Annotated in this window: 21 protein-coding genes; all 21 read left to right on the forward strand. The window is 41.6% G+C overall.

The window, feature by feature from the left end; genetic code table 11:
* Positions 1 to 302 precede the first annotated feature (302 nt).
* The 21 genes from DXB92_RS10395 (at position 303) to DXB92_RS10495 (ending at position 22504) form a co-directional block, all read left to right on the forward strand.
* Positions 303 to 5105, forward strand: a complete 4803-nt coding sequence (locus DXB92_RS10395; RefSeq protein WP_242986645.1) for an LPD25 domain-containing protein — start codon at positions 303 to 305, stop codon at positions 5103 to 5105.
* 175 nt (positions 5106 to 5280) lie between these two features.
* A complete protein-coding gene (locus DXB92_RS10400) occupies positions 5281 to 7401 on the forward strand; it encodes a recombinase family protein (protein ID WP_004452872.1) in 2121 nt (706 codons plus the stop codon).
* Positions 7326 to 7703, forward strand: a complete 378-nt coding sequence (locus DXB92_RS10405) for a TnpV protein (protein WP_032511034.1) — start codon at positions 7326 to 7328, stop codon at positions 7701 to 7703. The genes DXB92_RS10400 and DXB92_RS10405 overlap by 76 nt, the downstream gene beginning before the upstream one ends.
* Before the next feature lie 184 nt (positions 7704 to 7887).
* Positions 7888 to 8433 carry an AAA family ATPase gene (locus DXB92_RS10410; protein WP_004452869.1) on the forward strand — a complete coding sequence of 182 codons (546 nt, stop codon included), beginning with the start codon at positions 7888 to 7890 and terminating at the stop codon, positions 8431 to 8433.
* A gap of 115 nt (positions 8434 to 8548) precedes the next feature.
* Positions 8549 to 9346, forward strand: a complete 798-nt coding sequence (locus tag DXB92_RS10415) for an aminoglycoside 3'-phosphotransferase/choline kinase family protein (RefSeq protein ID WP_004452867.1) — start codon at positions 8549 to 8551, stop codon at positions 9344 to 9346.
* A complete protein-coding gene (locus tag DXB92_RS10420; RefSeq protein ID WP_021424055.1) occupies positions 9347 to 10141 on the forward strand; it encodes an aminoglycoside adenylyltransferase domain-containing protein in 795 nt (264 codons plus the stop codon).
* 62 nt (positions 10142 to 10203) lie between these two features.
* Positions 10204 to 10593, forward strand: a complete 390-nt coding sequence (locus tag DXB92_RS10425) for a GNAT family N-acetyltransferase (RefSeq protein WP_032512193.1) — start codon at positions 10204 to 10206, stop codon at positions 10591 to 10593.
* The gene (locus DXB92_RS10430) at positions 10593 to 11486 is read left to right on the forward strand and encodes an aminoglycoside O-phosphotransferase APH(2'')-If (RefSeq protein ID WP_021424053.1); all 894 of its coding nucleotides are present in this window, start codon (positions 10593 to 10595) and stop codon (positions 11484 to 11486) included. Before DXB92_RS10425 ends, DXB92_RS10430 begins: the two co-directional genes overlap by 1 nt.
* 436 nt (positions 11487 to 11922) lie before the next feature.
* Positions 11923 to 12114, forward strand: a complete 192-nt coding sequence (locus DXB92_RS10435) for a hypothetical protein (protein ID WP_044906491.1) — start codon at positions 11923 to 11925, stop codon at positions 12112 to 12114.
* A complete protein-coding gene (locus DXB92_RS10440; protein WP_117733814.1) occupies positions 12095 to 13117 on the forward strand; it encodes an AAA family ATPase in 1023 nt (340 codons plus the stop codon). The genes DXB92_RS10435 and DXB92_RS10440 overlap by 20 nt, the downstream gene beginning before the upstream one ends.
* A 180-nt stretch (positions 13118 to 13297) precedes the next feature.
* Positions 13298 to 14563: a plasmid recombination protein gene (locus DXB92_RS10445; protein WP_021391154.1), complete on the forward strand. Its 1266-nt coding sequence runs from the start codon at positions 13298 to 13300 to the stop codon at positions 14561 to 14563.
* A 123-nt stretch (positions 14564 to 14686) separates the two neighbouring features.
* Complete coding sequence (locus tag DXB92_RS10450; protein WP_004452856.1) at positions 14687 to 14875, forward strand: transposon-encoded TnpW family protein; 189 nt, start codon at positions 14687 to 14689, stop codon at positions 14873 to 14875.
* Between the two features lie 76 nt (positions 14876 to 14951).
* The gene (locus DXB92_RS10455; protein WP_242986644.1) at positions 14952 to 16502 is read left to right on the forward strand and encodes a helicase-related protein; all 1551 of its coding nucleotides are present in this window, start codon (positions 14952 to 14954) and stop codon (positions 16500 to 16502) included.
* Between the two features lie 74 nt (positions 16503 to 16576).
* Positions 16577 to 16909 (forward strand): DUF6664 family protein, encoded by a 333-nt coding sequence (locus DXB92_RS10460; protein WP_015522526.1) that lies wholly within the window; start codon positions 16577 to 16579, stop codon positions 16907 to 16909.
* 129 nt (positions 16910 to 17038) lie between these two features.
* Positions 17039 to 18352, forward strand: a complete 1314-nt coding sequence (locus DXB92_RS10465) for a hypothetical protein (RefSeq protein ID WP_015522527.1) — start codon at positions 17039 to 17041, stop codon at positions 18350 to 18352.
* 79 nt (positions 18353 to 18431) lie between these two features.
* Positions 18432 to 19415 carry a DUF3991 and TOPRIM domain-containing protein gene (locus tag DXB92_RS10470; protein WP_015522528.1) on the forward strand — a complete coding sequence of 328 codons (984 nt, stop codon included), beginning with the start codon at positions 18432 to 18434 and terminating at the stop codon, positions 19413 to 19415.
* A 74-nt stretch (positions 19416 to 19489) separates the two neighbouring features.
* Entirely contained in the window at positions 19490 to 19792 is a 303-nt protein-coding gene (locus DXB92_RS10475; protein ID WP_117688257.1) for a hypothetical protein, read from the forward strand.
* Positions 19793 to 19902: 110 nt separating this feature from the next.
* On the forward strand, positions 19903 to 20052 hold the full coding sequence (locus DXB92_RS10480; protein ID WP_117688258.1) for a DUF3789 domain-containing protein: 150 nt from the start codon (positions 19903 to 19905) through the stop codon (positions 20050 to 20052).
* Positions 20015 to 20344 (forward strand): ribbon-helix-helix protein, CopG family, encoded by a 330-nt coding sequence (locus tag DXB92_RS10485; protein ID WP_117733816.1) that lies wholly within the window; start codon positions 20015 to 20017, stop codon positions 20342 to 20344. Before DXB92_RS10480 ends, DXB92_RS10485 begins: the two co-directional genes overlap by 38 nt.
* Complete coding sequence (locus DXB92_RS10490; protein ID WP_015522531.1) at positions 20344 to 21750, forward strand: relaxase/mobilization nuclease domain-containing protein; 1407 nt, start codon at positions 20344 to 20346, stop codon at positions 21748 to 21750. Before DXB92_RS10485 ends, DXB92_RS10490 begins: the two co-directional genes overlap by 1 nt.
* Entirely contained in the window at positions 21692 to 22504 is an 813-nt protein-coding gene (locus tag DXB92_RS10495) for a PcfB family protein (RefSeq protein ID WP_117733817.1), read from the forward strand. The genes DXB92_RS10490 and DXB92_RS10495 overlap by 59 nt, the downstream gene beginning before the upstream one ends.
* Positions 22505 to 22507 lie beyond the last annotated feature (3 nt).

Raw genomic sequence — 22507 nt, forward strand, 5'->3', positions numbered from 1 at the left:
GGAGTAAGATGGAAAAGCGGCTGCGTGAGCTGATAAAGAATAACCGCTATCTGAATGAAAAAGAGAAAGACCACTATCCCGAATATCTAAAGAGCGTGGAAGCTCCGCAGTATGAAATCGACACGCAGGAGAAAGTGAACAGGCAGAGATTTATTGATGCCCACCGTGACCTGCCCCCTGCTGATAAACGGGATACGCTCTCTTTGCGGCTGTCCGATTTTATCCGTGACTTGGACGGTTACGAAAAAAGTCTGCTTGAAAATGTAAACAGAAACGACCTTGCCGATGTGACCGCTGAGCAGATGGAACAGCATTTATCTGACCCTGCCACCGTTCAGCAGCTCATTGACTTTCTTGCTCTGGTACAGGGTAAGACTTCTGATATTTACAGCCGCAGCAATGCGTGGCGTTTTTCGCAGGAGCTTCTGGAGCTATATCCGCTTCGCTATCTCTACCATGAGGACGATGTGGTATATATCGGTGCCGATAAATACGAGGTTGTGGCATTCGATGAAAATGCCGTTTCTCTGCGTAATCCAGAGTTTCCACTGTTCGGCAAGGAACTTAGTCGGGCAGACTTTGAGGAAAAGCTAAAGGAAAACCCTGCCAACGACCACTTAAAGGTCGTTGTGACCGAGAAACAGAAAACGGAAATACCGCCTGAACAAAAGCCAGACGGCATCCAGTTTTCTATCGGATTTTCGGAACACCCTGCCTTTTATGACAGGCAGTTTAATGACCGCTACACCGATTTGAGCTTTGCCCTTGGTAATTATCTGCTCGGCGTTCTGGACGAAAAGCAGCACCGTGAGCGTGAGGGCGATGATAATGTCGGTTGGTATCACAAGACGGATTTTGATATAACCGTTACTATTGGCGGCGAGGACTTCCACTATGATGGACGGTTTGATATTGGCGACGGCGAGGGCGATTTAATTGCCCATATCAAGAACTTTTATGAATATTCCCTTTCCCCAGACTGCCCGTTTATCCCAGAGTGGAAAAAGCAGGGCGAGGACTATTACCGTGAGAAGATGGAAAGTTTGCGTTGGGGGCGTGATGTGTTTATTCCGTATCTGGAGCAGCACAAAGACCTGACCCCAGAGGACAGAAAGCTCTTTGACGAGATAATGTCCTTTGAAAAGGAATGGTTTGTCCCTGCCGAGGAAACACGCTCAGTTACAGACAGGGAAATTGATATTCTGCGAGATGTGCTTTCGCAGATGAAAATGGACGATATTGGTCTGTCCGATGAAAACGGTGTTATTGTTGCGAGAGACGAAGAAAATCGGTGGCAAGGCACGGAGTTTTACCATTTTCTGATTGATGAAGCGATGAACTTTGATGAAAACGGCGAGTTGGTCGGAATGGTTATGGATGCGGATACTCTGTCAGACTTTAAGGAGCTTGCGAAAGAAAAAGGCATACCTGTTGCTTCTAACCGTGCAGTACCCCATTACACCGTAGAGCAGACTTCCGATGCCTTTGCAGACCCGTTTATCATACGGGATAACAGCATACCAGAGGGACAAGACGGACAGTATTATGATGTAGGCGGTATTTATCAGACCTTTGAAACTGAGGAAGAAGCACAGGAATATGCAGACACCTTAAATAGTGCCGAAAATAATGTCAATCTGTTCGCCCAGAAAGATGCAGAGCGAAGCAGACAAGAACAGGATACTTCTGACCTTATCGGCAAGGAAATCGTCATAGACAACCGCCGCTATCTCATTGAAAGCGTTGGGAAAGTCAGCGATGATGTGTCAATGCGTGACATCACTTTTAAGGACAGCGTAGGTTTCCCTATTAACCGAGTGGAGAAAATCGGCTATATCCGAAGTCTTTTGGAGCAGGAACAGCCAGAGCTACCGCCCGAAGAAAAAGCTGAGAAGTCTGCCGTTCCCTCTGCTTTACGACACAACTACCGCATTACCGAGGATACTTTAGGCGTTGGCGGTGCAAAAGAAAAGTTCCATAACAATATGGCGGCAATCAACCTTTTGCACGAACTGGAGCTTGAAAACCGTCTTGCCACGCCCGAAGAACAAGAAACCCTTTCAAAATATGTTGGTTGGGGCGGTCTGTCAATGGCGTTTGACGAGAATAACGCAGCGTGGGCAAACGAGTTTCAGGAGCTTTACGCAAGCCTGTCGCCAGAGGAATACCGTGCGGCGATGGAGTCCACTTTGACGGCGTTCTATACGCCGCCCGTTGTGATTAAGGGAATGTATGAAGCCCTTGACCGTCTGGGATTTTCAGAGGGCAGCATTTTAGAGCCGTCCTGCGGCACGGGCAATTTCTTTGGTCTGCTTCCCGACAGTATGGCAGGCAGCAAGCTCCACGGCGTGGAAATCGACGAACTCACAGGCAGAATTGCAGGGCAGCTTTATCAAAAAGCGAACATTGCCGTACAGGGCTTTGAGGAAACGAAGCTGCCAGACGACCACTTTGATGTGGTTATCGGCAATGTACCTTTCGGAGATTTTAAGGTCAATGACAGCCGCTACAATGCCCAGAAATTCCTTATCCACGACTATTTCTTTGCAAAGGCTCTCGATAAGGTGCGAACAGGCGGCGTGGTGGCATTCATTACTTCTAAAGGTACAATGGATAAGGCAAGCCCAGAGGTGCGGAAGTATATCGCCCAGAGAGCTGAGCTACTCGGAGCAATCAGGCTTCCCGATAACACTTTCCGAGCAAACGCAGGCACGGAGGTCACAAGCGATATTCTCTTTTTACAGAAGCGTGACCGCATTACGGATATAGAGCCTGACTGGGTACACCTCGATACCGATGAGAACGGCATCACAATGAACAGCTATTTTGTGCAGCACCCAGAGATGATTTTGGGTGAAATGAAAATGGAAAGCACCCGCTTTGGAATGGATAGTGCCTGCAAAGCCTATCAGGATATTCCTTTGTCAGAGCTTTTGCACAACGCTGTCCAGAACATTCAGGGAGAAATACCAGAGTATATGGGTGAGATTGACGAAATCTCCGATGAGCAGGACGAGGTTATCCCTGCTGACCCCAATGTGCGGAATTTCTCTTTTGCATTGGTGGACGGCAAAGTTTATTTCCGTGAGAATGACATTATGACCCCTGCGGCGGCATCTATGACTGCCGAAAACCGTATCAAAGGGTTAATCGAAATCCGTGACTGTGTGAGAAAGCTCATTGAGTATCAGACCGAGGACTACCCAGAGGAAATGATACAGACCGAGCAGGAAAACCTAAACCGCTTGTATGATGCTTTTTCCAAAAAGTACGGGCTTATCAACAGACGAGGAAATTATCTTGCCTTTGCTTCAGACGAGAGCTACTTCCTTTTATGCTCTCTGGAGGTGCTTGACGATGAGGGAAACTTCAAGCGGAAAGCGGATATGTTTACGAAACGGACGATAAAGCCCCACCGTGAAATCACTTCCGTGGAAATGGCGAGCGAAGCCCTTGCCCTGTCTATCGGGGAGAAAGCCCGCGTTGATTTACCCTTTATGGAACAGCTCACGGGTAAGACACAGGAAGAATTGATTGCCGATTTACAGGGCGTTATCTTCCGTATCCCCGCCGCCGAGCCTGCAAGGTATGTGACTGCCGATGAGTATTTATCAGGGAATGTACGGGCGAAACTCTTAACTGCCGAAGCCGCAGCAAAGAATGACCCAGAGCTTGCGGTCAATGTGGAAGCCTTAAAGCAAGTCATACCGAAAGACCTGTCTGCGGCTGAAATCTCTGTCCGTCTGGGTACGACTTGGATACCGCAGGAGGATATTCAGCGGTTTGTGGTGGAGTTACTAACCCCGTCAAGCTATGCAATGGGCAGGCTAAAGGTACGCTACACCCCAATGAATGGCGACTGGTTTATTGAGAACAAAAGCTCCGATATTGGAAATGTAAAGGCGGACAGCACCTACGGTACAAAGAGGGCTTCCGCCTATCGTATTATTGAGGACACCCTAAACCTGCGTGACACCCGTATCTTTGACTATGTGTATGACGAACACGGCAACAAAAAAGCGGTGTTCAACGCAAAGGAAACCACGGCGGCACAGGCAAAGCAGGAAGTTATCAAGCAGGCGTTTCAGGACTGGATATGGAAAGACCCAGAACGGCGAAACCGCCTTGTGCGGTACTACAACGATACCTTTAATTCAGTACGCCCCCGTGAGTATGACGGCAGCCATATCACTTTTGGCGGTATCAGCCCAGAGATTACCCTAAGATCCCATCAGGTCAACGCCATCGCCCATATTCTTTACGGCGGGAATACGCTCCTTGCCCACAAGGTAGGGGCAGGAAAAACCTTTGAAATGGTAGCCGCCGCACAGGAAAGCAAGCGGCTCGGACTATGTAATAAAGCAATGTTCGTTGTGCCAAATCATCTGGTCGGTCAGTGGGCTTCCGAGTACCTGCGGCTCTATCCGAGTGCCAATATCCTTGTGACAAGGAAGCAGGATTTTGAAACGGGCAACCGCAAGAAGTTCTGCTCCCGTATCGCTACGGGCGATTATGATGCGGTCATTATTGGGCATAGCCAGTTTGAAAAAATCCCGATGAGCATTGAACGACAGAGGGAACAGCTTCAAAGGCAGCTCGATGATATTGAGCGTGGTATTGACGACGTGCAGGCAAGCAGGGGCGAACAGTTCACGGTCAAGCAGCTTATGAAAACCCGAAAAGGGATTAAAGCGAAGCTCGACAAGCTCAACGATACCAAGCGTAAGGATACGGTCATTGACTTTGAACAGCTCGGCATTGACAGACTTTTTATTGACGAGAGCCATTTTTACAAGAATTTGTACCTCTATACCAAGATGCGGAATGTGGGCGGCATCGCCCAGACCGAAGCCCAGAAAAGTTCTGACCTCTTTATGAAGTGCCGCTATCTGGACGAAATCACAGGAAACCGTGGCACAATATTCGCAACAGGTACGCCTATTTCAAATTCAATGGTGGAGCTGTACTCTGTTCAGCGGTACTTGCAGTATGACACGCTGATGCAGAACGGCTTGCAGCACTTTGACAGTTGGGCTTCCACCTTTGGTGAAACGGTTACGGCTCTGGAACTTGCCCCAGAGGGCTATACTTTAGTAGGACGATAAATAATGCGTTCCTAAATTGAAAATAGGTTATCAAAGTCGGTTGCAGAATTTCAAAAAATATTTTTTTGATTCTTTGAAAAACAGTTCCGCTTTGTATCCCTATTTTCTCCTATTGGTAGAGGGAGTAATACTTTTAATACCAAAACAGATTACATAAAGAAAGGAGGATAAGAGAATGTCAAGGACTTCAAAGATTACAGCACTCTATGAGCGTTTATCAAGAGATGATGACCTCAATGGTGAGTCAAATTCAATCACCAACCAAAAGAAATACTTGGAAGATTATGCTCGCAGAAATGGGTTCACGAATATTCGCCATTTTACTGACGATGGTTTTTCGGGTGTGAATTTCAATCGTCCGAGTTTTCAAGAACTGATTAAGGAAGTAGAAGCAGGAAATGTCGCAACGATTATTGTTAAGGATATGAGCCGATTAGGACGAAACTATCTGCAAGTCGGCTTTTATACGGAAGTTCTGTTCCCACAGAAAGATGTCCGTTTTCTTGCAATAAACAACAGTATTGACAGCAACAATGCTTCGGATAATGACTTTGCCCCGTTTTTGAATATAATGAACGAGTGGTATGCCAAAGACACAAGCAATAAAATCAAGGCTGTGTTTGATGCCCGTATGAAAGACGGAAAGCGATGTAGCGGTTCTATTCCCTATGGATATAACCGATTAGCAACCGACAAACAAACGCTTGTCGTTGACCCTGTGGCTTCTGAGGTGGTAAAGCGTATCTTTCTGCTTGCCAACGAGGGCAAAAGTCCGAGAGCAATCGCTGAATTGCTTACCGAAGAAAAGGTTTTAATTCCGGCAGCACACGCAAAGGAATATCACCCCGAACAGTATAATGGAACGAAGTTTTCAGACCCATATACTTGGGGAATGTCAACCATAAGAGCGATTTTGAGCAGACAGGAATATCTTGGTCATACTGTTTTGCGTAAGTCGGTCAGCACCAATTTCAAACTGCACAAAAGGAAAAATACCGATGAAGATGAACAGTATGTATTTTATAATACGCACGAGCCTATCATCTCGCAGGAACTTTGGGACAGCGTTCAGAAGCGAAAGAAACGAGCCAACAGAACAGCGGCAAGAGGAACGCACAGCAATCGTTTAAGCGGTTATCTGTTCTGTGCTGACTGTGGCAGAAGAATGACCTTGCAAACGCATTACAGTAAAAAAGACCGTTCGTTACAGTATTCTTACCGTTGCGGTGGGTATGCCAGCAGAGTAAACTCCTGCACTGCCCATTCGATTAGTGCTGATAATGTTGAAGCCTTGATATTATCGACTGTAAAACGATTATCAAGATTTGTTCTGAATGACGAAGAAGCCTTTGCAAAGGAACTTCAAGTATTGTGGAACGAAAAGCAGACAGAAAAGCCAAAGCACAATAAATCGGAGTTGCAGCGTTTTCAGAAGCGATACGATGAACTGTCAAAACTTATTCGTGGGTTGTATGAAAATCTTGTTTCGGGATTACTGCCCGAAAGACAGTACAAGCAACTAATGAAGCAGTATGATGATGAGCAGGCTGAACTGGAAACGAAAATTGAGGAAATGCAAAAGGAACTGACCGAAGAAAAGGCGAATACGGTTGATATTAAGCATTTCATTTCTTTGATACGCAAGTGCAAAGAGCCGACAGAAATTTCCGATTTGATGTTTGCCGAACTCATTGACAAGATTGTGGTTTATGAAGCAGAGGGTGTGGGAAAAGCAAGGACACAAAAGGTTGATATTTATTTCAACTATGTGGGGCAGGTCGATATTGCCTACACAGAAGAAGAACTTGCTGAAATCAAGGCACAGGAAGAACAGATTGAAATGGAACGACTGGCAAAACAGCGTGAGCGTGAAAAAGTTTACCGAGAGAAGCGAAAGGCGAAAAAACTCGCTGAAAACGGTGGAGAAATCGTAAAAGCAAAGGTATGCCCCCATTGTCAAAAGGAGTTTGTACCTACAAGCAACCGACAGATATTCTGTTCAAAGGATTGTTGCTATCAGGCAAGGCAAGACCAAAAGAAAGCCGACAGAGAAGCAGAAAAAGGAAATCATTATTATCGTCAGCGTGTCTGTGCTGTGTGTGGCAGTACCTACTGGCCTACACACAGTCAGCAGAAATTCTGTTCCGAAGAATGTCAAAAACAAAATCACAACGAAAAATCTTTGGAATTTTACCATAAGAAGCAAAAGGAGAAATCAAAATGCAAAGATTTATTACAGACGAAAGAACCGGTATCCAGTACGAACTCATCGGAGATTATTACTATCCCTGCTTGACGATAGAAAACGAAGAACCGCCCACTCTCACAAAATACGGAAGAATGAGGGAAAGATATTTAAGGGAACACAGGAAAATCTTGTATATCAATCTGCTTACAAGCGGAAAGTTATATGAACACCTTGCCGATATTGATACTTCGGCGTGTGATATGGCGGAGTATCTGATAAAGGAAATGGCAAGAAAGCAGGGTGTGACGGAAGAACTGAAAGGAAAGGATATGATGAAATGGATAGGATTGATGAACAATATCCGAGCCTGTGCAGATGAGATTGTATTGAACGATATTGTGTATTCTTAATAGCATACCAGCCGAAAAGGAACTGCTGTCTTAACGGATGGCAGTTTTTCTTTTTCGGGAAGTATTTAAGAAGTTATTAAGTCGTGAGTATAATCGAAGTGGCTAAGTTGAAAAATTCACAAAAATATGGTACAATACGTCTAAATCAGCGAGATAAATCCGAAGTTGTGGAGGTAAAATATAGATGAATCAAGGTAGAATTATTGTAATCACAGGTGCGCCGGGGACAGGAAAAACTACAACGGCATCTGTTGTTGCAAAAGAATCAGATTTGGAAAAGTCTGTACATATGCACACAGATGACTTTTATCATTATTTGAGTAAAGGGGCAATACCACCGCATTTGCCAGAATCAAATGAGCAAAATTTGATTGTCATTGAAGCGTTTTTAGAAGCTGCGAAGCGATATGCTCGTGGTGGATATGATGTAATTGTAGATGGCATTGTAGGACCGTGGTTTTTAGAGCCGTGGCTCAACATTGTTCAAGAGCATTATGAAGTACACTATATCGTTTTAAGGGCAAGTAAAGAAGAAACCATGAAGCGAGCTATCGAACGCTCAAAGTTAGACAGAGAAACAAATATTGAATTAGTTGAAACAATGTGGAATCAATTTTCCAATTTAGGAATCTATGAATTAAATGTTATAGATACAACTGCGCATTCAATCAAAGATACTGTTTCAGCAGTAAAAGAAAAAATAGTAAGCGGTACGGCCTTACTATTTTAGACAATTATTGGTGGTAAGTTTGTTAAAATTAGAACATTCAAATTGCCTAATCAAGAATTGCCAGAAAATGTTTATTATTATGACTCTATTTAGTTATTAAGAATGAGGTGCAAAGATGGATATTATAAGTAGAAAATACATAAATGAAGGCTTTAATAGTAAGGCATATATTATAAATGATGATTATATTTTACTTGATGGAGTAAATCAAAATTCATATAAAAACTATCAAAAATATGTGAACGTAATTAATCAAATAAGTAATGTTAAATCGTTGGAAATACCAAGAATTATTGAATTGATTGAGCCTTGCGAAGAATATCCAAATGGCGCATTAATTTATAAAATGATTAAAGGACATACTTTTAGAAAAGAACATATTGAAATAGTTAATTTAGATAATATTGCTAAAAAACTCGCTGAATTTATGGATGAATTATATGAAATAAGAGTTGATTTTGATAAAGATGAATATATAAAAAATGAATTAGAAATAACTGAACAAAGTGTTATTGAATTAAAAGAATATTTAAGTGAATCTAATTATGAAAAAATATTATCTTGGTTTAATGAATATAAAAACTATTTATTAACATTTAATGATTATCATTTTATACACGGAGATTTATGGTATGAGAATTATATTCTTAACGATAATAACGAATTAGTTGGAATAGTGGATTTTGAAGGCTCTGGTATGGGTGATCCTGCTTATGATATTGCTGCACTTTATTATTTAGGAACAGGTTTTATAAATAAGGTATTAAGTTATTATAAATATACAGATGAAGATTTAATCAAAAGAGTATCAATGTTAATAAAGGCACGTGAAATTGCTGATTTTGATGATATGGTTAAAAACTATCCGGAAGAAGTAGAAGAACAAGTTGATAAAATAAAGAAAGTTTTATAAATGGTGGTACAAATGGATATATATGATTTAATGAAACAAGTTAATGAGTGGGTTAAAGAAATATTGCAGGATAATTATGTTGGAGTTTATTTTCACGGCTCATTAAGATTAGGAAGTTTTAATCCTAATAAATCAGATTTAGACTTTATTATAGTTGTAAAAGAAAAAATAGATAATGAAATAAAACAACTTATTTGGGATAAAATGTTAGAAAATGAGCAATTATTTCCTAAAAAAGGTTTTGAATTTAGTGTTGTACTAGAAGATAATTGTAGAAATATAAAACATCCAATACCTTACGAACTTCACGGTAGCAGAGATTGGATAGAAAGATATAAGGAAGATAAAACAATAGTCATCAATGATGATTATAAAGTTGACCCTGATCTAGCAAGTCATTTCAATGTTATAAATGTTCCAAATGATAAGATGGATTTTGGTAAGCCATCAAAAGAAGTGTTTTCAAAAGTACCAAAGGAATATATTATAGATTCTAATTATTCTGATACATTGGATTGTGTAGAAGAAATTGTTAATAATCCTGTATATTGTATTTTAAATTTATGTAGATTTTATGCACTAATCAGGGATGATTTAACTTTATCAAAATATGATGGTGGTAAATGGGCATTAGAAAATATGAACTCAAATTATAATGATGTTATTAAAAATGCTATGGAAGATTATTTAAGTGATACAAATAATAGTTATGATAATACAAGATTAAAGGAATTTGCACAAGAAGCAATTAGTTTAATTAATGATTGTGTAGATACTAATAAAATTAGAAAATAAAATTGTAGATGGAGTTGAGATAGATGGAATATAAATTATTAGAAGAACAAGATTTGGGACTTATGTTAGATTTTGTTGATGATGAAAATACAAAATATAATGTAGATGTTTTAAAAAAATTTATAGATAATAAAAATGATTTTGGATTTATTGCAAAGATAAATAATAAGATAGTAGGTTTTGCTTTTGGATATATTCTTTTGAAACCAGATGGAAGAAAAGTATTCTATCTTGACGCTATTGATGTTATGCCTGATTATCAAGGCAAAGGTTATGGAACGGGTTTAATATCATTTGCTCGTGATTATGCTAAAACTATTGATTGTTATAAAATGTATTTAATAACGAATAGAAGCAATATTTCTGCTTGTAAATGTTATGAAAAAGCAGGAGGAATAAATAAAGTAGATGATGAAATTATTTATGTGTATGATTTTAAGGAGAAAAACTAATGGATATAAAAAAGATAATAGAAGAAAAATGCAATATAGTTGTTGATAGTATAAAGTTGATTGGTGAGGGTTATGACAGCAAAGCATACATTGTAAATAATGAATATGTTTTCAAAATCAAATTTAGTGCTAATAAGAAAAAAGGGTATGAAAAAGAAAAAGCAATATATGATTTTCTAAACAAAAAATTAAATACAAATATTAAAATACCAAATATAGAATATTCATATATAAGTGAAGAATTATCTATTTTAGGATATAAAGAAATTAAAGGAACTTTTTTAACACCAGAAATATATTTTGCCTTATCAAAAGAAAAGCAAGAATTATTAAAGCAAGATATTGCTATGTTTTTAAGACAAATGCACGATTTAGATTATAGTGAAATAAGTTCATATACGATAGACAATAAACAAAATGTTTTAGAAGAATATCAATTACTTAAAGAAACAATATATGATAGTCTTACTGATATTGAAAAACAATATGTAGAAGAATTTATGCAAAGATTAAATAGTACAACTATATTTGATGGTAAAAAATGCTTATGCCATAATGATTTTAGTTGTAATCATTTATTACTTGATGATGAAAATAGATTATGTGGTGTAATAGATTTTGGAGATTCTGGAATTATAGATGAATACTGTGATTTCATATATTTGCTAGAAGATAGTGAAGAAGAAATTGGCGTGTCTTTTGGAGAAGATATATTAAGATTATACGGAAATATTGATATTTCAAAAGCAAAGGAATATCAAGATGTTGTAGAACAATATTATCCAATAGAAACTATTGTATATGGTATTAAAAATAATAGACCTGATTTTATAGAAAAAGGTAGAAAAGAGATTTATATAAGAACTCGCAAAGATGAAAAATTAAGGAAGTGATGATATGGTTAAAAACTATCCGGAAGAAGTAGAAGAACAAGTTGATAAAATAAAGAAAGTTTTATAAATGGTGGTACAAATGGATATATATGATTTAATGAAACAAGTTAATGACGCATTCAATCAAAGATACTGTTTCAGCAGTAAAAGAAAAAATAGTAAGCGGTACGGCTTTACTATTTTAGACAATCCCAGTTTGTCAGTATCTTAAATAGAATATATGTGACAGAAAACATCGTAGAAATACGGTGTTTTCTGTTACCCAAAACCCCACAATTTCATACATAACCACAGGTTAGTACGAATACCTTGTGTGATTTTTTGAAAGGCTTAGAAAGGCAATTTTGCCCGATTTTCGCCCCGAAAAATGACAGAAACAAGGCAGTAAGTATCTTCCCTGTGGTTTTTTTGTTTTCAGGCGGAAAGGAGGATTGATATGCCGAGAATGAGCAAGAAACGGAAACAAGAGTGGGCGTTGTTTCTGAATGAAAGAAATCGCATTACCTACAACGAACTTTGCAGAAAGTGCAGTAATGACTGCAAGCAGAGTTTCCGCTGTATCGTAGTGCTTTGCCCGAAGTATTTATCGAAAAGGAGAACGAAGAACAATGAAGCAGACGGAAAATGAAATGAATGTAAATGTACCTCTTGAAGTTATCAAGGCAAGTGAAATCGAACCGAAAGAAGTGAAATGGCTGTGGTATCCGTATATTCCGTTCGGCAAGGTTACGCTGTTGCAGGGCGATCCGGGCGATGGAAAAAGCAAGTTAATGCTTTCCATTGCCGCCCTACTCTCTAAGGGCGAACCTCTGCCCTTTACTGAAACGGAAGAAACCGAGCCTATGACTATCATCTATCAGACAACGGAAGATGACGCAGACGATACGGTAGTACCCCGATTTAATTCAGCCGGTGGGAATGGAGAAAATCTTATCTTCATCAAGGAAGATGAAAAGTCTTTATCCTTTGGGGATAACCGTATTGCTGAAGCAATCGAAAGGTATCACGCAAAACTTTTAATTCTTGACCCGATGAGTTCCTATATCGGAGAGAACTGTTCAATGAACAATGCCAACGAAACACGAGCAGAGTTTAATCATCTGATTGCGGTTGCGAAGAATACTGGCTGTGCCATCGTGATTATCGCTCATATGAATAAGATGAAAGATACTAACCCGCTTTATCGCACCAACGGTTCGATTGATATTGCGGGTGCTGCAAGAAGTATTCTTGCAATCACACGCACACCGAACAAAGAAGCACCAGCGGAAAGATATATGGTGCAAGTGAAATCCAACCTTGCCCCGACAGGCTCTGCAATTCTCTTTGAGGTTGCAGAAAAAGGAGTGGACTTTATCTCTGAAATGGAAATGACAGCAGAAGAAGCGTTCCAGTCCCTCGCACCAAAAATGGGCAGACCGAATGACAAGGAAATCAAGGCGAAAGAATTTCTTTTAGAAATGCTGAAAGACGGAGAAATGCTTTCTTCGGATTGCGAAGAAAGACTTGAAGCCGCAGGGTTCAAGAAATCGACCATCAAAAAGGCAAAGAAGAAAGCAGGAGTTATCTCCAAAAAGAAAGGCTTTCTGTGGTACTGGTCTTTGCCGATGGGCGATATACCGAGAGAATAATGCAGGCTGTCTGATGAGTGGACAGTCTGCTTTTATGATTGAGGTATCTAAAGGAGGTCAAGGGGGAACTCCCTTGCCCACGACATCTTTGCAGACGAAGTCTGAAAGTGTCATAGTGGGTTACACACATTCAAAGAATGTTGTGTAATGGCTTCGCCCCTGTCTGGAAAGGAGAGTAAAATGGCAAAAACCAACAAGGCAGATATGAGTTGTGCAAGGGTAAAACAGTACACCGCTTCTGATGTGAGCAAGGCGGAAAGGCACAACGAACGCAAGAATGAAACCTATGAAAATATGAATGTAATTGTGGAACGAATACCCTTTAATGTGCATTTCAAAAAACCGACTGCCCCGACCTATATGGAACAGTTAAAGCAGATGGAAACAGACGGGCAGGTGTCGCTTCGTGGGTTAAGGAAAGACGCAACACTCTTTAATGAGATTGTGATTGATGTGAACACGATGTACTTCGAGCGTAACGGTGGTTATGAATACGCAAAGCAGTTTTATGAAGAAGCCTATCATTTCATCGAAGAAAAATTCGGTGCTGACAATGTTATATCGGCAGTAATGCACGCTGATGAAATCAATGTAGCGGCAACCGAAGAACTTGGAAAAGAGGTTTACCACTATCATCTTCACGCTATGGTTCTGCCTGTGGTGGAGAAAGAAATCTTATGGAGTAAGCGTTGCAAAGACCCCGAACTGCGAGGAACGGTCAAGGCGGTTGTTAATCAGATAAGCCATTCAAAGAAATGGAAATCGGATATTCCGCTGACCGATGAAAAAGGAAATCCATTGCTAAGAAAGAACGGGAAACCGATGTTCCGAGCTTCGTACAGCATACTGCAAGATGAGTTGTTTCACTATATGACGGAACAAGGGTTCAAAGGCTTTCAGCGTGGCGAATACGGAAGTACGGCAGAGCATTTGACTTCCCTGCAATATCAAATCAAACAGGATAAAGAGCGATTGGAGAAGTTGCAGAAGCGTATTCAAAAGGAACAGGTTAAGTATGAGCCTGCCCGTCATATTTCCAAAACCTTAAACGAGATTGACAGTATGGGGCAGAAAACAATCACAGGTAAAATGGCAATCTCCAAAGAGGATTATTCTGAGCTGACTTCCCTTGCCAAAGAGGGCATTACCAGTCGTGCGGAAATCAATAAATTGGAGCAGAGTGCAAATTATTACCGACAGAAATATTTTGACAGTGCAAATGCACTGGAAAGAATGAAAACCAAATACAACGAACTGAAAGAAAAGTGCAGACCTTTTCTTGAAGCGTTGGAGCATTTCCCCGAAGTTGCTAAACTTTTTACCGAAAAAGTGAAGCAACTTTTTTCTTTTAAGGAAGCACAGGAACGAGCCGAAAAAGAAGCAAGGGAAAAAGAAAGACAGGAGCGTATCAAGGCACGAAGAAACAAGCGTGGTATGGAAAGATAACCATTTCCATTGTACTTGCAACTTAATGACTTCTTGATATGTTCAGATGAAACAGGCTGTATTTGTGGGGTGTTCTAAACGGAATGCCCCACAGTCAATTTATGAAAAGGAGAAACGGACGATATGAAAGAAAACACTTTATCTTATACAACACGAATAGGTAAAACCACTTTTATTGTAAATGTGAAGCAATCGGAAAGTGCGAAGAAGCCTTTGAATACGGTGTTTCAAGAAATATGCAGACACGAGATGTTGGGAGATTTTTCAGCGGATAAATATTTGAATTTAGAAAACTTACAAAAATCATCTTGACAAACTCGTTCCCGAAGGTACGAATTATAGAGCTAAGACGAGATTTGCAAAGTTCTTTAATCTCCCAGAGCTGCTGATGATGTTCCGTGAGGTGGCGGATATTCAGACCGCTGATATGTTAAAGCTCCCCGTACCAAAGGTCAATTATCACAATATCAAGACCAAGCCGAGTGAAATCCAGACCGATATGGTGGCAGGGCTTGCAAAGAGAGCTGAAAAAGTGCGGGCAAGGCTTGTCGAGCCGAACATCGACAATATGCTCAAAATCACGAATGACGGGCGTAAACTTGCCCTCGACCAGAGAATGATTGACCCGATGCTGCCCGATGACCCAAACAGCAAGGTCAACGCCTGTATCGACAATATGTACCGTATCTGGGAGGAACACGCCGACACAAAGGCTACTCAGCTTATTTTCTGCGACCTGTCCACCCCGAAGAATGACGGCACATTCAATGTCTATGATGATATTCGGGAGAAGCTGATTGCCCGTGGCGTTCCTGCCGAGCAGGTGCGGTTTATCCACGAAGCCACCACCGATGCACAGAAAAAAGAGCTGTTCGGCAAAGTTAGAAGCGGAGAAGTGCGTGTATTGTTAGGCTCTACACCGAAAATGGGAGCAGGCACGAATGTCCAAGACAGACTTATCGCCATTCACAATCTCGACTGTCCGTGGCGACCCTCTGACCTTGAGCAGCGGCAAGGGCGTATCGAACGGCAGGGAAATATGTTCCCAGAGGTTGAGGTTTACCGCTATGTAACCGAGCAGACATTTGATGCCTACATCTATCAGTTGGTGGAGAGCAAGCAGAAATTTATCAGCCAGATAATGACGAGTAAAAGGCCTGTCCGTTCTGCCGAAGATGTGGACGAGGTAGCTCTTTCCTTTGCGGAGGTCAAGATGCTTGCCACAGGCGACGAGCGTTTTAAGGAAAAAATGGATTTAGACATTCAGGTTTCCAAACTTAAAGTGCTGAAACAAAGCTACCTTTCCGAACATTATGACCTTGAGGACAGGATACTCAAATACTTTCCACAGACAGTTAAGGAATATGAACAGCGTATTGTCTGCTATGAAGTCGATACAGCCCTTGCCGAGCAGAACAAGCCGCAGGGCGAGGAAAAGTTTTGTGCGATGACCCTGCGAGGGATTAAGTACACCGAAAAAGCTGCCGCAGGCGAAATGCTCCTTGCAATCTGCAAGGAATATCCGCTGTCTACACCTACCGAAATCGGCAGTTACCGTGGCTTTAAAATGGAAGTTTTCTATGATACGGTCAATGCCCACTATTGTCTTAACCTTTGCGGAAAGGCAAAGTACAAGGTAGATTTAGGCTTTGACCCTCTGGGAAACCTGACCCGAATTGAAAACGAGCTTGCAAAGCTCCCTGCCAGATTGGAAGCTGCCAAGACTAAAAGAACGGAAACTATCGCACAGTTTGAAACCGCAAAAGTTGAGGTACAAAAGCCTTTTGCCTTTGAAGGTGAGCTGAAAGAGAAATCGGAACGGCTGAACGCTCTTAACATTGAGCTTAACCTTGACAAAAAAGACCCTGCTGTGCTTGATGCCGAGCCAGAGCAAAGCGAGGAACAGCCCGAAAGAAAATGTGAAAATCGGGAGCGATAAAGTCATTTGCAGATTTGTATTGCCCCACTTTGGGCAGTATAATAAAGGCAGATAGTTACAAGTCGGAGGTGTGAATGATGTCTGGAGAGTTCAGATTTGAAACCTTTGTAGATACCCACAGCAATATTTTCAACGAATATCTAAGTTCTGTTGTTGCCAATCTCTCTAAAGAGAATGAGGAATACAAAGCCATTCAGGATAAGATTGAGAGTTTGTATCAGCAGTATCCGAAAGTGTTGGGTGTGTTTGATACCGAACAAGTGGCGGAGCTTACCAAAGAAGAATGTGCAGCTCTGATTAGGATAATGGAGCTGAAAAATCAGCTTGCGGATATAGAATTGCAGTCAATTTACTTCCGTGGCTGTTATGACAGCGTTGGGTATCTCAAAAAAGCAGGAATTTTATAACCGAGAAAAGGCGGCATTGGCGTAAAGCTGATGCCGTTCTTACATAGCCGAAAGGTAGAAAAATTCATACTCAAGTAGTATAATAAAATAATACAAAGTACGACTATAATTTTGAATGGAGAATATATAATGAAATGTATCTATTGTAATTCAGAAGTAGAACTTACTTCATCGGATATAATCACATACGCTATTACAGGTGCAAAGCTAACCAAGTCCTTTGTCTGTAAAACACATAATGCCTTTACAAATGATAATTATGAGAAAAAATATGTAGCCGATTTGGATTTCTTTAGAAACCATTTGGGACTTACAACACGTGATGGAAAACCAATTCAGTATAAAGCGGATATATCAATAGACGGAACAGAAATGCATAATGTCAAAATCAGTAATAGAGCCTCTTTGTATGCTCCCAAAGATGTTGTTGCAGGTGTGGACGATAATGGGCATAAAATCTTGATGGCACCTATGGAGCGAATAAATAAAATAAGCAAAGGAAAAGCAACAGCAGTCGATATTAGTGATGTAACTTTGCATAAGACCATTACAGCAGATAGCTTTCTCGGTTTCTATGCAGTTCATAGTGTTGCTAAAATGGCATACGAATGGTATTGCTATATAAACAACATAGAAGAATATAAAACAGAATATAAAGACATTGTAGATTATATTTTAGGAAATACAGACGGAGATTTTGTTGATATCATATTAGAAAGAAACTATTATTTTGCTATTGACCAATTATCAGAGGTAGGAACTAACGCATTTTTTCAATATGATGATATTGATGGGTATAGGTATGTTGTATTTGACTTTTGGAAAACAATCGCATATAGAGTGAGAATTTGTAAATCTCCCAATGGTGTAATACCTGAAATAAAGTCATTCTTTTTTGAATTATATTTATATCATATAGACGGAAGCAAAACTAAGACCGCATTTGGTGCATATCCTCTTGATGGCAAAACAAAGCCAGCATTTATTACAATAAAACCTGAAGATATGAAAATTGATTTATGGCGTGAATTTATGAAGCGTATTGAAAAGATAATGTCAACTATGGTTTTGTCAATCTATACCTTGAAAAAAGAAGTTGATTTGATTTCGTTAAAATTAAAAAAGTATGATGAGGGCAAAATAGATGTGGCTCAATTATTAGGTTTCGAAGAAAACAATATTGTAACTGTAATTGAAATTATATCCTTATTACACGCTAACAAGGACAAATATGATAAGACGAAATCGTTCAATTCAAATTTACCTATTATCCTAAATTTGAGAGGAGATACCATAGGTAGGACAATAGAGGACAAGGAGAAATTTATAAAAACATTAGTTGAACGAGATAAAAGCAAGACATTGTCTGAATATATCTGGCAAGGTATTTTCACATTCCAAGAGATTTATGGATATGAAATGAAGTTAATAAACCAAGAATAATTACAATATTACATAGCCGAGAGGTTTTCTTAATCGAAAGCCCCTCGGCTTCTTCTATTTCAGGAGGTGATTTTATTGAATGAGAAGTAACCGACCCTATGTGAAACTTGACCCTGCCGTGATTGAGCAGGCACGGCAGATGGACTTACTTTCCTACTTGCAGAGGTATGAGCCAAGCAACCTAAAGCGTGTGGCAGGTAATGTCTATTGCACGAAAGAACACGACAGCTTGAAGATTTCCAATGGTAAGTGGTACTGGTGGTCGAGAGGTTTTGGCGGTGTTTCTGCCCTTGATTATCTCATTAAGGTCAGAGAGTATAGCTTTGTGGAAGCCGTGGAAATGCTCACAGGTATTACGGCAGACTGGAAGCCGCCGCCTGTTTCCGTACCCAAAGACGAGCCAAAGGTATTGCTCCTGCCACCGAAAAATCGTGATTGTAACCGAGTGACCGACTACCTTTTCGGGCGTGGGATTGACCTTTCTATCATACAGGACTGCATTGCAGACGGTACGATTTTTGAAAGTGTCAAGTACCACAATGCCGTTTTTGTCGGTAAGGACGAAAGCGGAACGCCAAAGTATGCCGCTTACCGCAGCACGATAGGTAGCTCCTTTAAGGGCGACGCATCAGGCAGCGACAAGCGGTATTCGTTCCGACTTCTGGCAAGAGAGCCGACTAATACGGTGCACTTATTTGAAGCCGCCATTGATTTATTGTCCTACGCCACTTATCTAAAGTGTGAGGGTAAGGACTATAAATCGGAAAATCTGCTCTCTCTTTCGGGTGTGTATCAGCCTAAGAAAGAGATAAAAGACAGCAAAATCCCCATAGCACTAACAACATTTTTGAACGCCAATCCCCATATTAAGACTATCATTCTGCATCTGGATAACGACAAGACAGGCAGGATTTGTACTGCCACCTTAAAAGAATTGTTGCAGAAAGACTACCAAATCGTTGATGATCCTCCGCCTGTCGGCAAGGATTTCAACGATTTTTTGTTGTCCTATCTGGGGATTGCAAGACCGACTGTAAGCCGTGAAAGGAGTGATGCCCGTTGATTGTCTGCTGATATTGCCTCAAGAAACCAGCCCAACCACAACAGATTTTAAGAATGAAAGCGAGGATTTAACCATTGAAAAAGTATGATGTAACCCTGACAGGACACTATGAAAAGAGCATTACTGTTTATGCGGAAAGCCCCGAACAGGCGGCGGAAAAGGTAAGGATTATTCTTTGTGATACCGACCTTATCGACTTTTCTGACGATGATTTTGATTACGGAGAAGCCGATATTCAGGAAGCCGATGAGGAAAGAACGGCAGAAAACAGAGCCGATGATGAGGACGAGGACGAATGTCTGAAGCACGAGGAATGTTCGGACTGTCCGTACTTCTGCCCGATGTGTGGAGAGTGCCGTCTGGAGGACGAGGACTAAGTAATGTCTTACCAAGCACTGAATTTGATTATCCAAAAGTCTTTGGATACCAAATTCGCTTGTTAGGGGGCTGCCCCTAATACCCCGATATGAGAAAGGAGTTTTTAAGAATGAGTGAGTTTCTGTTTTTTACCATCGGCACAATGCTCGGCGGTCTGGTCGGTGTTGTGCTGATGTGCTGCTTGCAGATTAACAGGCTCTCCAAAAAGGAGGGATTGGAAAATGAGAAAGCGAAGCGTCCAGATACTTTTCCGTCTTAACGAGGAAGAAGCCGAGTATCTTTATGAGCTTGTGCGAAAATCGGGTCGCTCAAAAGAAGCGTTCCTTAGAGAAATGGTAAAGGGCTATCAGCTCTGCGAAAAACCCGACCCCGAATTTTACAGGATAATGCGTGAGCTGTCTGCCATCGGCAACCGTATCAATCAGCTTGCCGCCAAAGCAAACGCCCTGAACTTTATCGACACGCCGATGCTCCGTGAGGAAGTAAGGAAGTGGCACGATTTTCAGCTTGATGTCCGTAAAAAGTATCTGCTTCCCCGAAAGGTATCTTAATGGCGGTGTGTGAAATCTGGGATGTAAAAGGCAGGCTCGACCACCCGATAGACTATGCCGAAAACCCAGAAAAGACCGCCAACCCCAAATACACCGAAGCCGACTTGCAGGCGTTGGTCGATGTAATGGAGTATGCCACCAACAAGGACAAGACGGAAAAGCGGTTTTTCGTCACAGGGGTCAACTGCGATACTGCCACCGCCAGAGATGAAATGATGATTGCCAAAGCTGAGTGGAACGATGAAAGCGAGATTGTCTGCTATCACGGTTTCCAGAGCTTTAAGCACGGCGAGGTCACGCCAGAGGTTGCCCACGAGGTCGGCGTAAAACTTGCCGAAAAGATGTGGGGCGACAGGTTTCAGGTCATCGTTGCCACCCACTTAAATACCGAGTGCCTGCATAACCACTTTGTCGTAAACTCTGTTTCCTTTTTGGACGGGAAGCACTACCACGATAATAAAGCCAACCTGCGGCTGCTCCGTCAACGCTCCGATGAGCTTTGCAGGGAGTATGCTTTGTCTGTCATTGAACACCCAAGCGGAAAAAAGAAACCCTATGCTTTGTATCAGGCTGAAAAGAACGGTATGCCCACAAGGGATAATGTGGCTCTGCAGGCGGTGGACGAAGCTATCAGCAAATCGTTTACGCTCAAAGACTTTGACCGCCAGATGGCAGAGATGGGCTACCGTGTGAGCTTTGACCCCAACCGCAAATACTGGACGATAATCGGCAAAGGTTGGGAACGCCCAAAGCGATTATATAAGCTCGGAGAGGATTACACCAACGAGAGGATTACGGAGCGTATCAGGGAAAATTCCTATGCCGTAAAATTTTCCAGATTTGCCGAGCCGCAAAAAACCGTACAGGTTTTCCGTGTGAAAGGCTCACTCAAAAATGCGAAAAAAATCGGCGGCTTGCGTGGGCTGTATCTCCACTACTGTTACAGGCTCGGTATCCTGCCAAAAAGCAGAAAACAGAATTATGCAAGGCTTCATTATCTTTTGAAAGATGACCTGATGAAGATGGAAGCCATATCACAGGAAACAAGGCTGCTCTGCCGCAATCGGATTGATACGGTGGAACAGCTCTTGTCATATAAAGGCTCTCTGGAAACGGAAATGTCGGAGCTTACCGAACAGCGAAAGGAACTGTATTCCAAATCCCGCAAATCAGGCGGCGAAGAAAAAGAAGCGGTCAAGGCTCGGCTTACGGAAATTACGGAGAGAATGAAATTTTTACGGAAGGAGGTCAGACTATGCGGGGGCATCGAAGCCCGTAACGATACCCTCAAAGAAAAGCTAACAACCATACGGGCAGATGAACAGCAAGGAAAGGAGCTGATGACGAATGAACACAGGCGGCGAAGCGGCAGAACAAATCGTCCGAATGAGCTTGGAGGGCTTTGAGGTCGCTGCCAAAATTACAGGTGCAGGTGCGAAGAATATCGCAATCCTTTTGTATTCCATTCTCAAAGAAGAGCAGAAAACAAAGGGCAAGGCAAGGCTTACGAATATGCTCCGTTCTGGCAAGGAGTTAAAGGTATTTACCGTAAGGAACAGCGACCTGAAGAAGTTTACGCAGGAAGCAAAAAAGTACGGCGTTCTTTATTGTGTCCTTGCAGACCGTAAAAACAAAGACCCCAATGCGGAGGTCGATGTGATTGCCCGTGCGGAGGACGCATCGAAAATCAGCCGCATTGCGGAACGCTTCAAACTGGCATCGGAAGCAACGGCTTCTGTTGTGACCGATGTGGAGAAAGCCAAAGACGAAAAGGCAGGTCAGCCAGAGCCAGACATCGGCGTACAGGACAAGGCAGAGAAAGACAAGCTCTTAGATGCCCTGATGGGTACGCCAATCCAAAAGGAGGAAAATGCCCCAAACCCCTCGGTGGCAAAGACCGAAAAATCCCCTCTGTCCGAGCCTACCTCAGAGCAGCCAAAGAAATCCGCAGAGGGGGCTACTATGACTAAGGAGAAACCTTCGGTCAAAGAGGAACTGCGGAAAATCAAGGAGAGCCGAAAAGAGCAGGAAGCAGATACTTCTTCTGCCCTGGACAAAAGCTCCGCTTCTGACAGGGCGAAGAAGCCGCCCGCAGGCAAGACGGAGCATAAACAGCCCCAGAAGCGGAAAAGAAAACCAAAATCCAAAGAAACGAGGTAAACA

The organism is Ruminococcus sp. OM06-36AC (assembly GCF_003438725.1).
Taxonomy (GTDB): Bacteria; Bacillota; Clostridia; order Oscillospirales; family Ruminococcaceae; genus Ruminococcus_C; species Ruminococcus_C callidus.

Excerpts from the sequence above, each read along its gene's own strand:
- DXB92_RS10425 (WP_032512193.1), top strand. The coding sequence starts at position 10,204 with ATGTTAGATTTTGTTGATGATGAAAATACAAAATATAATGTAGATGTT.
- DXB92_RS10415 (WP_004452867.1), top strand. The coding sequence starts at position 8,549 with ATGGATATTATAAGTAGAAAATACATAAATGAAGGCTTTAATAGTAAG.
- DXB92_RS10410 (WP_004452869.1), top strand. The coding sequence starts at position 7,888 with ATGAATCAAGGTAGAATTATTGTAATCACAGGTGCGCCGGGGACAGGA.
- DXB92_RS10395 (WP_242986645.1), top strand. The coding sequence starts at position 303 with ATGGAACAGCATTTATCTGACCCTGCCACCGTTCAGCAGCTCATTGAC.
- DXB92_RS10435 (WP_044906491.1), top strand. The coding sequence starts at position 11,923 with ATGCCGAGAATGAGCAAGAAACGGAAACAAGAGTGGGCGTTGTTTCTG.
- DXB92_RS10495 (WP_117733817.1), top strand. The coding sequence starts at position 21,692 with ATGAACACAGGCGGCGAAGCGGCAGAACAAATCGTCCGAATGAGCTTG.
- DXB92_RS10405 (WP_032511034.1), top strand. The coding sequence starts at position 7,326 with ATGCAAAGATTTATTACAGACGAAAGAACCGGTATCCAGTACGAACTC.
- DXB92_RS10480 (WP_117688258.1), top strand. The coding sequence starts at position 19,903 with ATGAGTGAGTTTCTGTTTTTTACCATCGGCACAATGCTCGGCGGTCTG.
- DXB92_RS10465 (WP_015522527.1), top strand. The coding sequence starts at position 17,039 with ATGAAATGTATCTATTGTAATTCAGAAGTAGAACTTACTTCATCGGAT.
- DXB92_RS10470 (WP_015522528.1), top strand. The coding sequence starts at position 18,432 with ATGAGAAGTAACCGACCCTATGTGAAACTTGACCCTGCCGTGATTGAG.
- DXB92_RS10400 (WP_004452872.1), top strand. The coding sequence starts at position 5,281 with ATGTCAAGGACTTCAAAGATTACAGCACTCTATGAGCGTTTATCAAGA.
- DXB92_RS10455 (WP_242986644.1), top strand. The coding sequence starts at position 14,952 with ATGATGTTCCGTGAGGTGGCGGATATTCAGACCGCTGATATGTTAAAG.
- DXB92_RS10420 (WP_021424055.1), top strand. The coding sequence starts at position 9,347 with ATGGTGGTACAAATGGATATATATGATTTAATGAAACAAGTTAATGAG.
- DXB92_RS10450 (WP_004452856.1), top strand. The coding sequence starts at position 14,687 with ATGAAAGAAAACACTTTATCTTATACAACACGAATAGGTAAAACCACT.
- DXB92_RS10440 (WP_117733814.1), top strand. The coding sequence starts at position 12,095 with ATGAAGCAGACGGAAAATGAAATGAATGTAAATGTACCTCTTGAAGTT.
- DXB92_RS10490 (WP_015522531.1), top strand. The coding sequence starts at position 20,344 with ATGGCGGTGTGTGAAATCTGGGATGTAAAAGGCAGGCTCGACCACCCG.
- DXB92_RS10445 (WP_021391154.1), top strand. The coding sequence starts at position 13,298 with ATGGCAAAAACCAACAAGGCAGATATGAGTTGTGCAAGGGTAAAACAG.
- DXB92_RS10485 (WP_117733816.1), top strand. The coding sequence starts at position 20,015 with ATGAGAAAGCGAAGCGTCCAGATACTTTTCCGTCTTAACGAGGAAGAA.
- DXB92_RS10460 (WP_015522526.1), top strand. The coding sequence starts at position 16,577 with ATGATGTCTGGAGAGTTCAGATTTGAAACCTTTGTAGATACCCACAGC.
- DXB92_RS10430 (WP_021424053.1), top strand. The coding sequence starts at position 10,593 with ATGGATATAAAAAAGATAATAGAAGAAAAATGCAATATAGTTGTTGAT.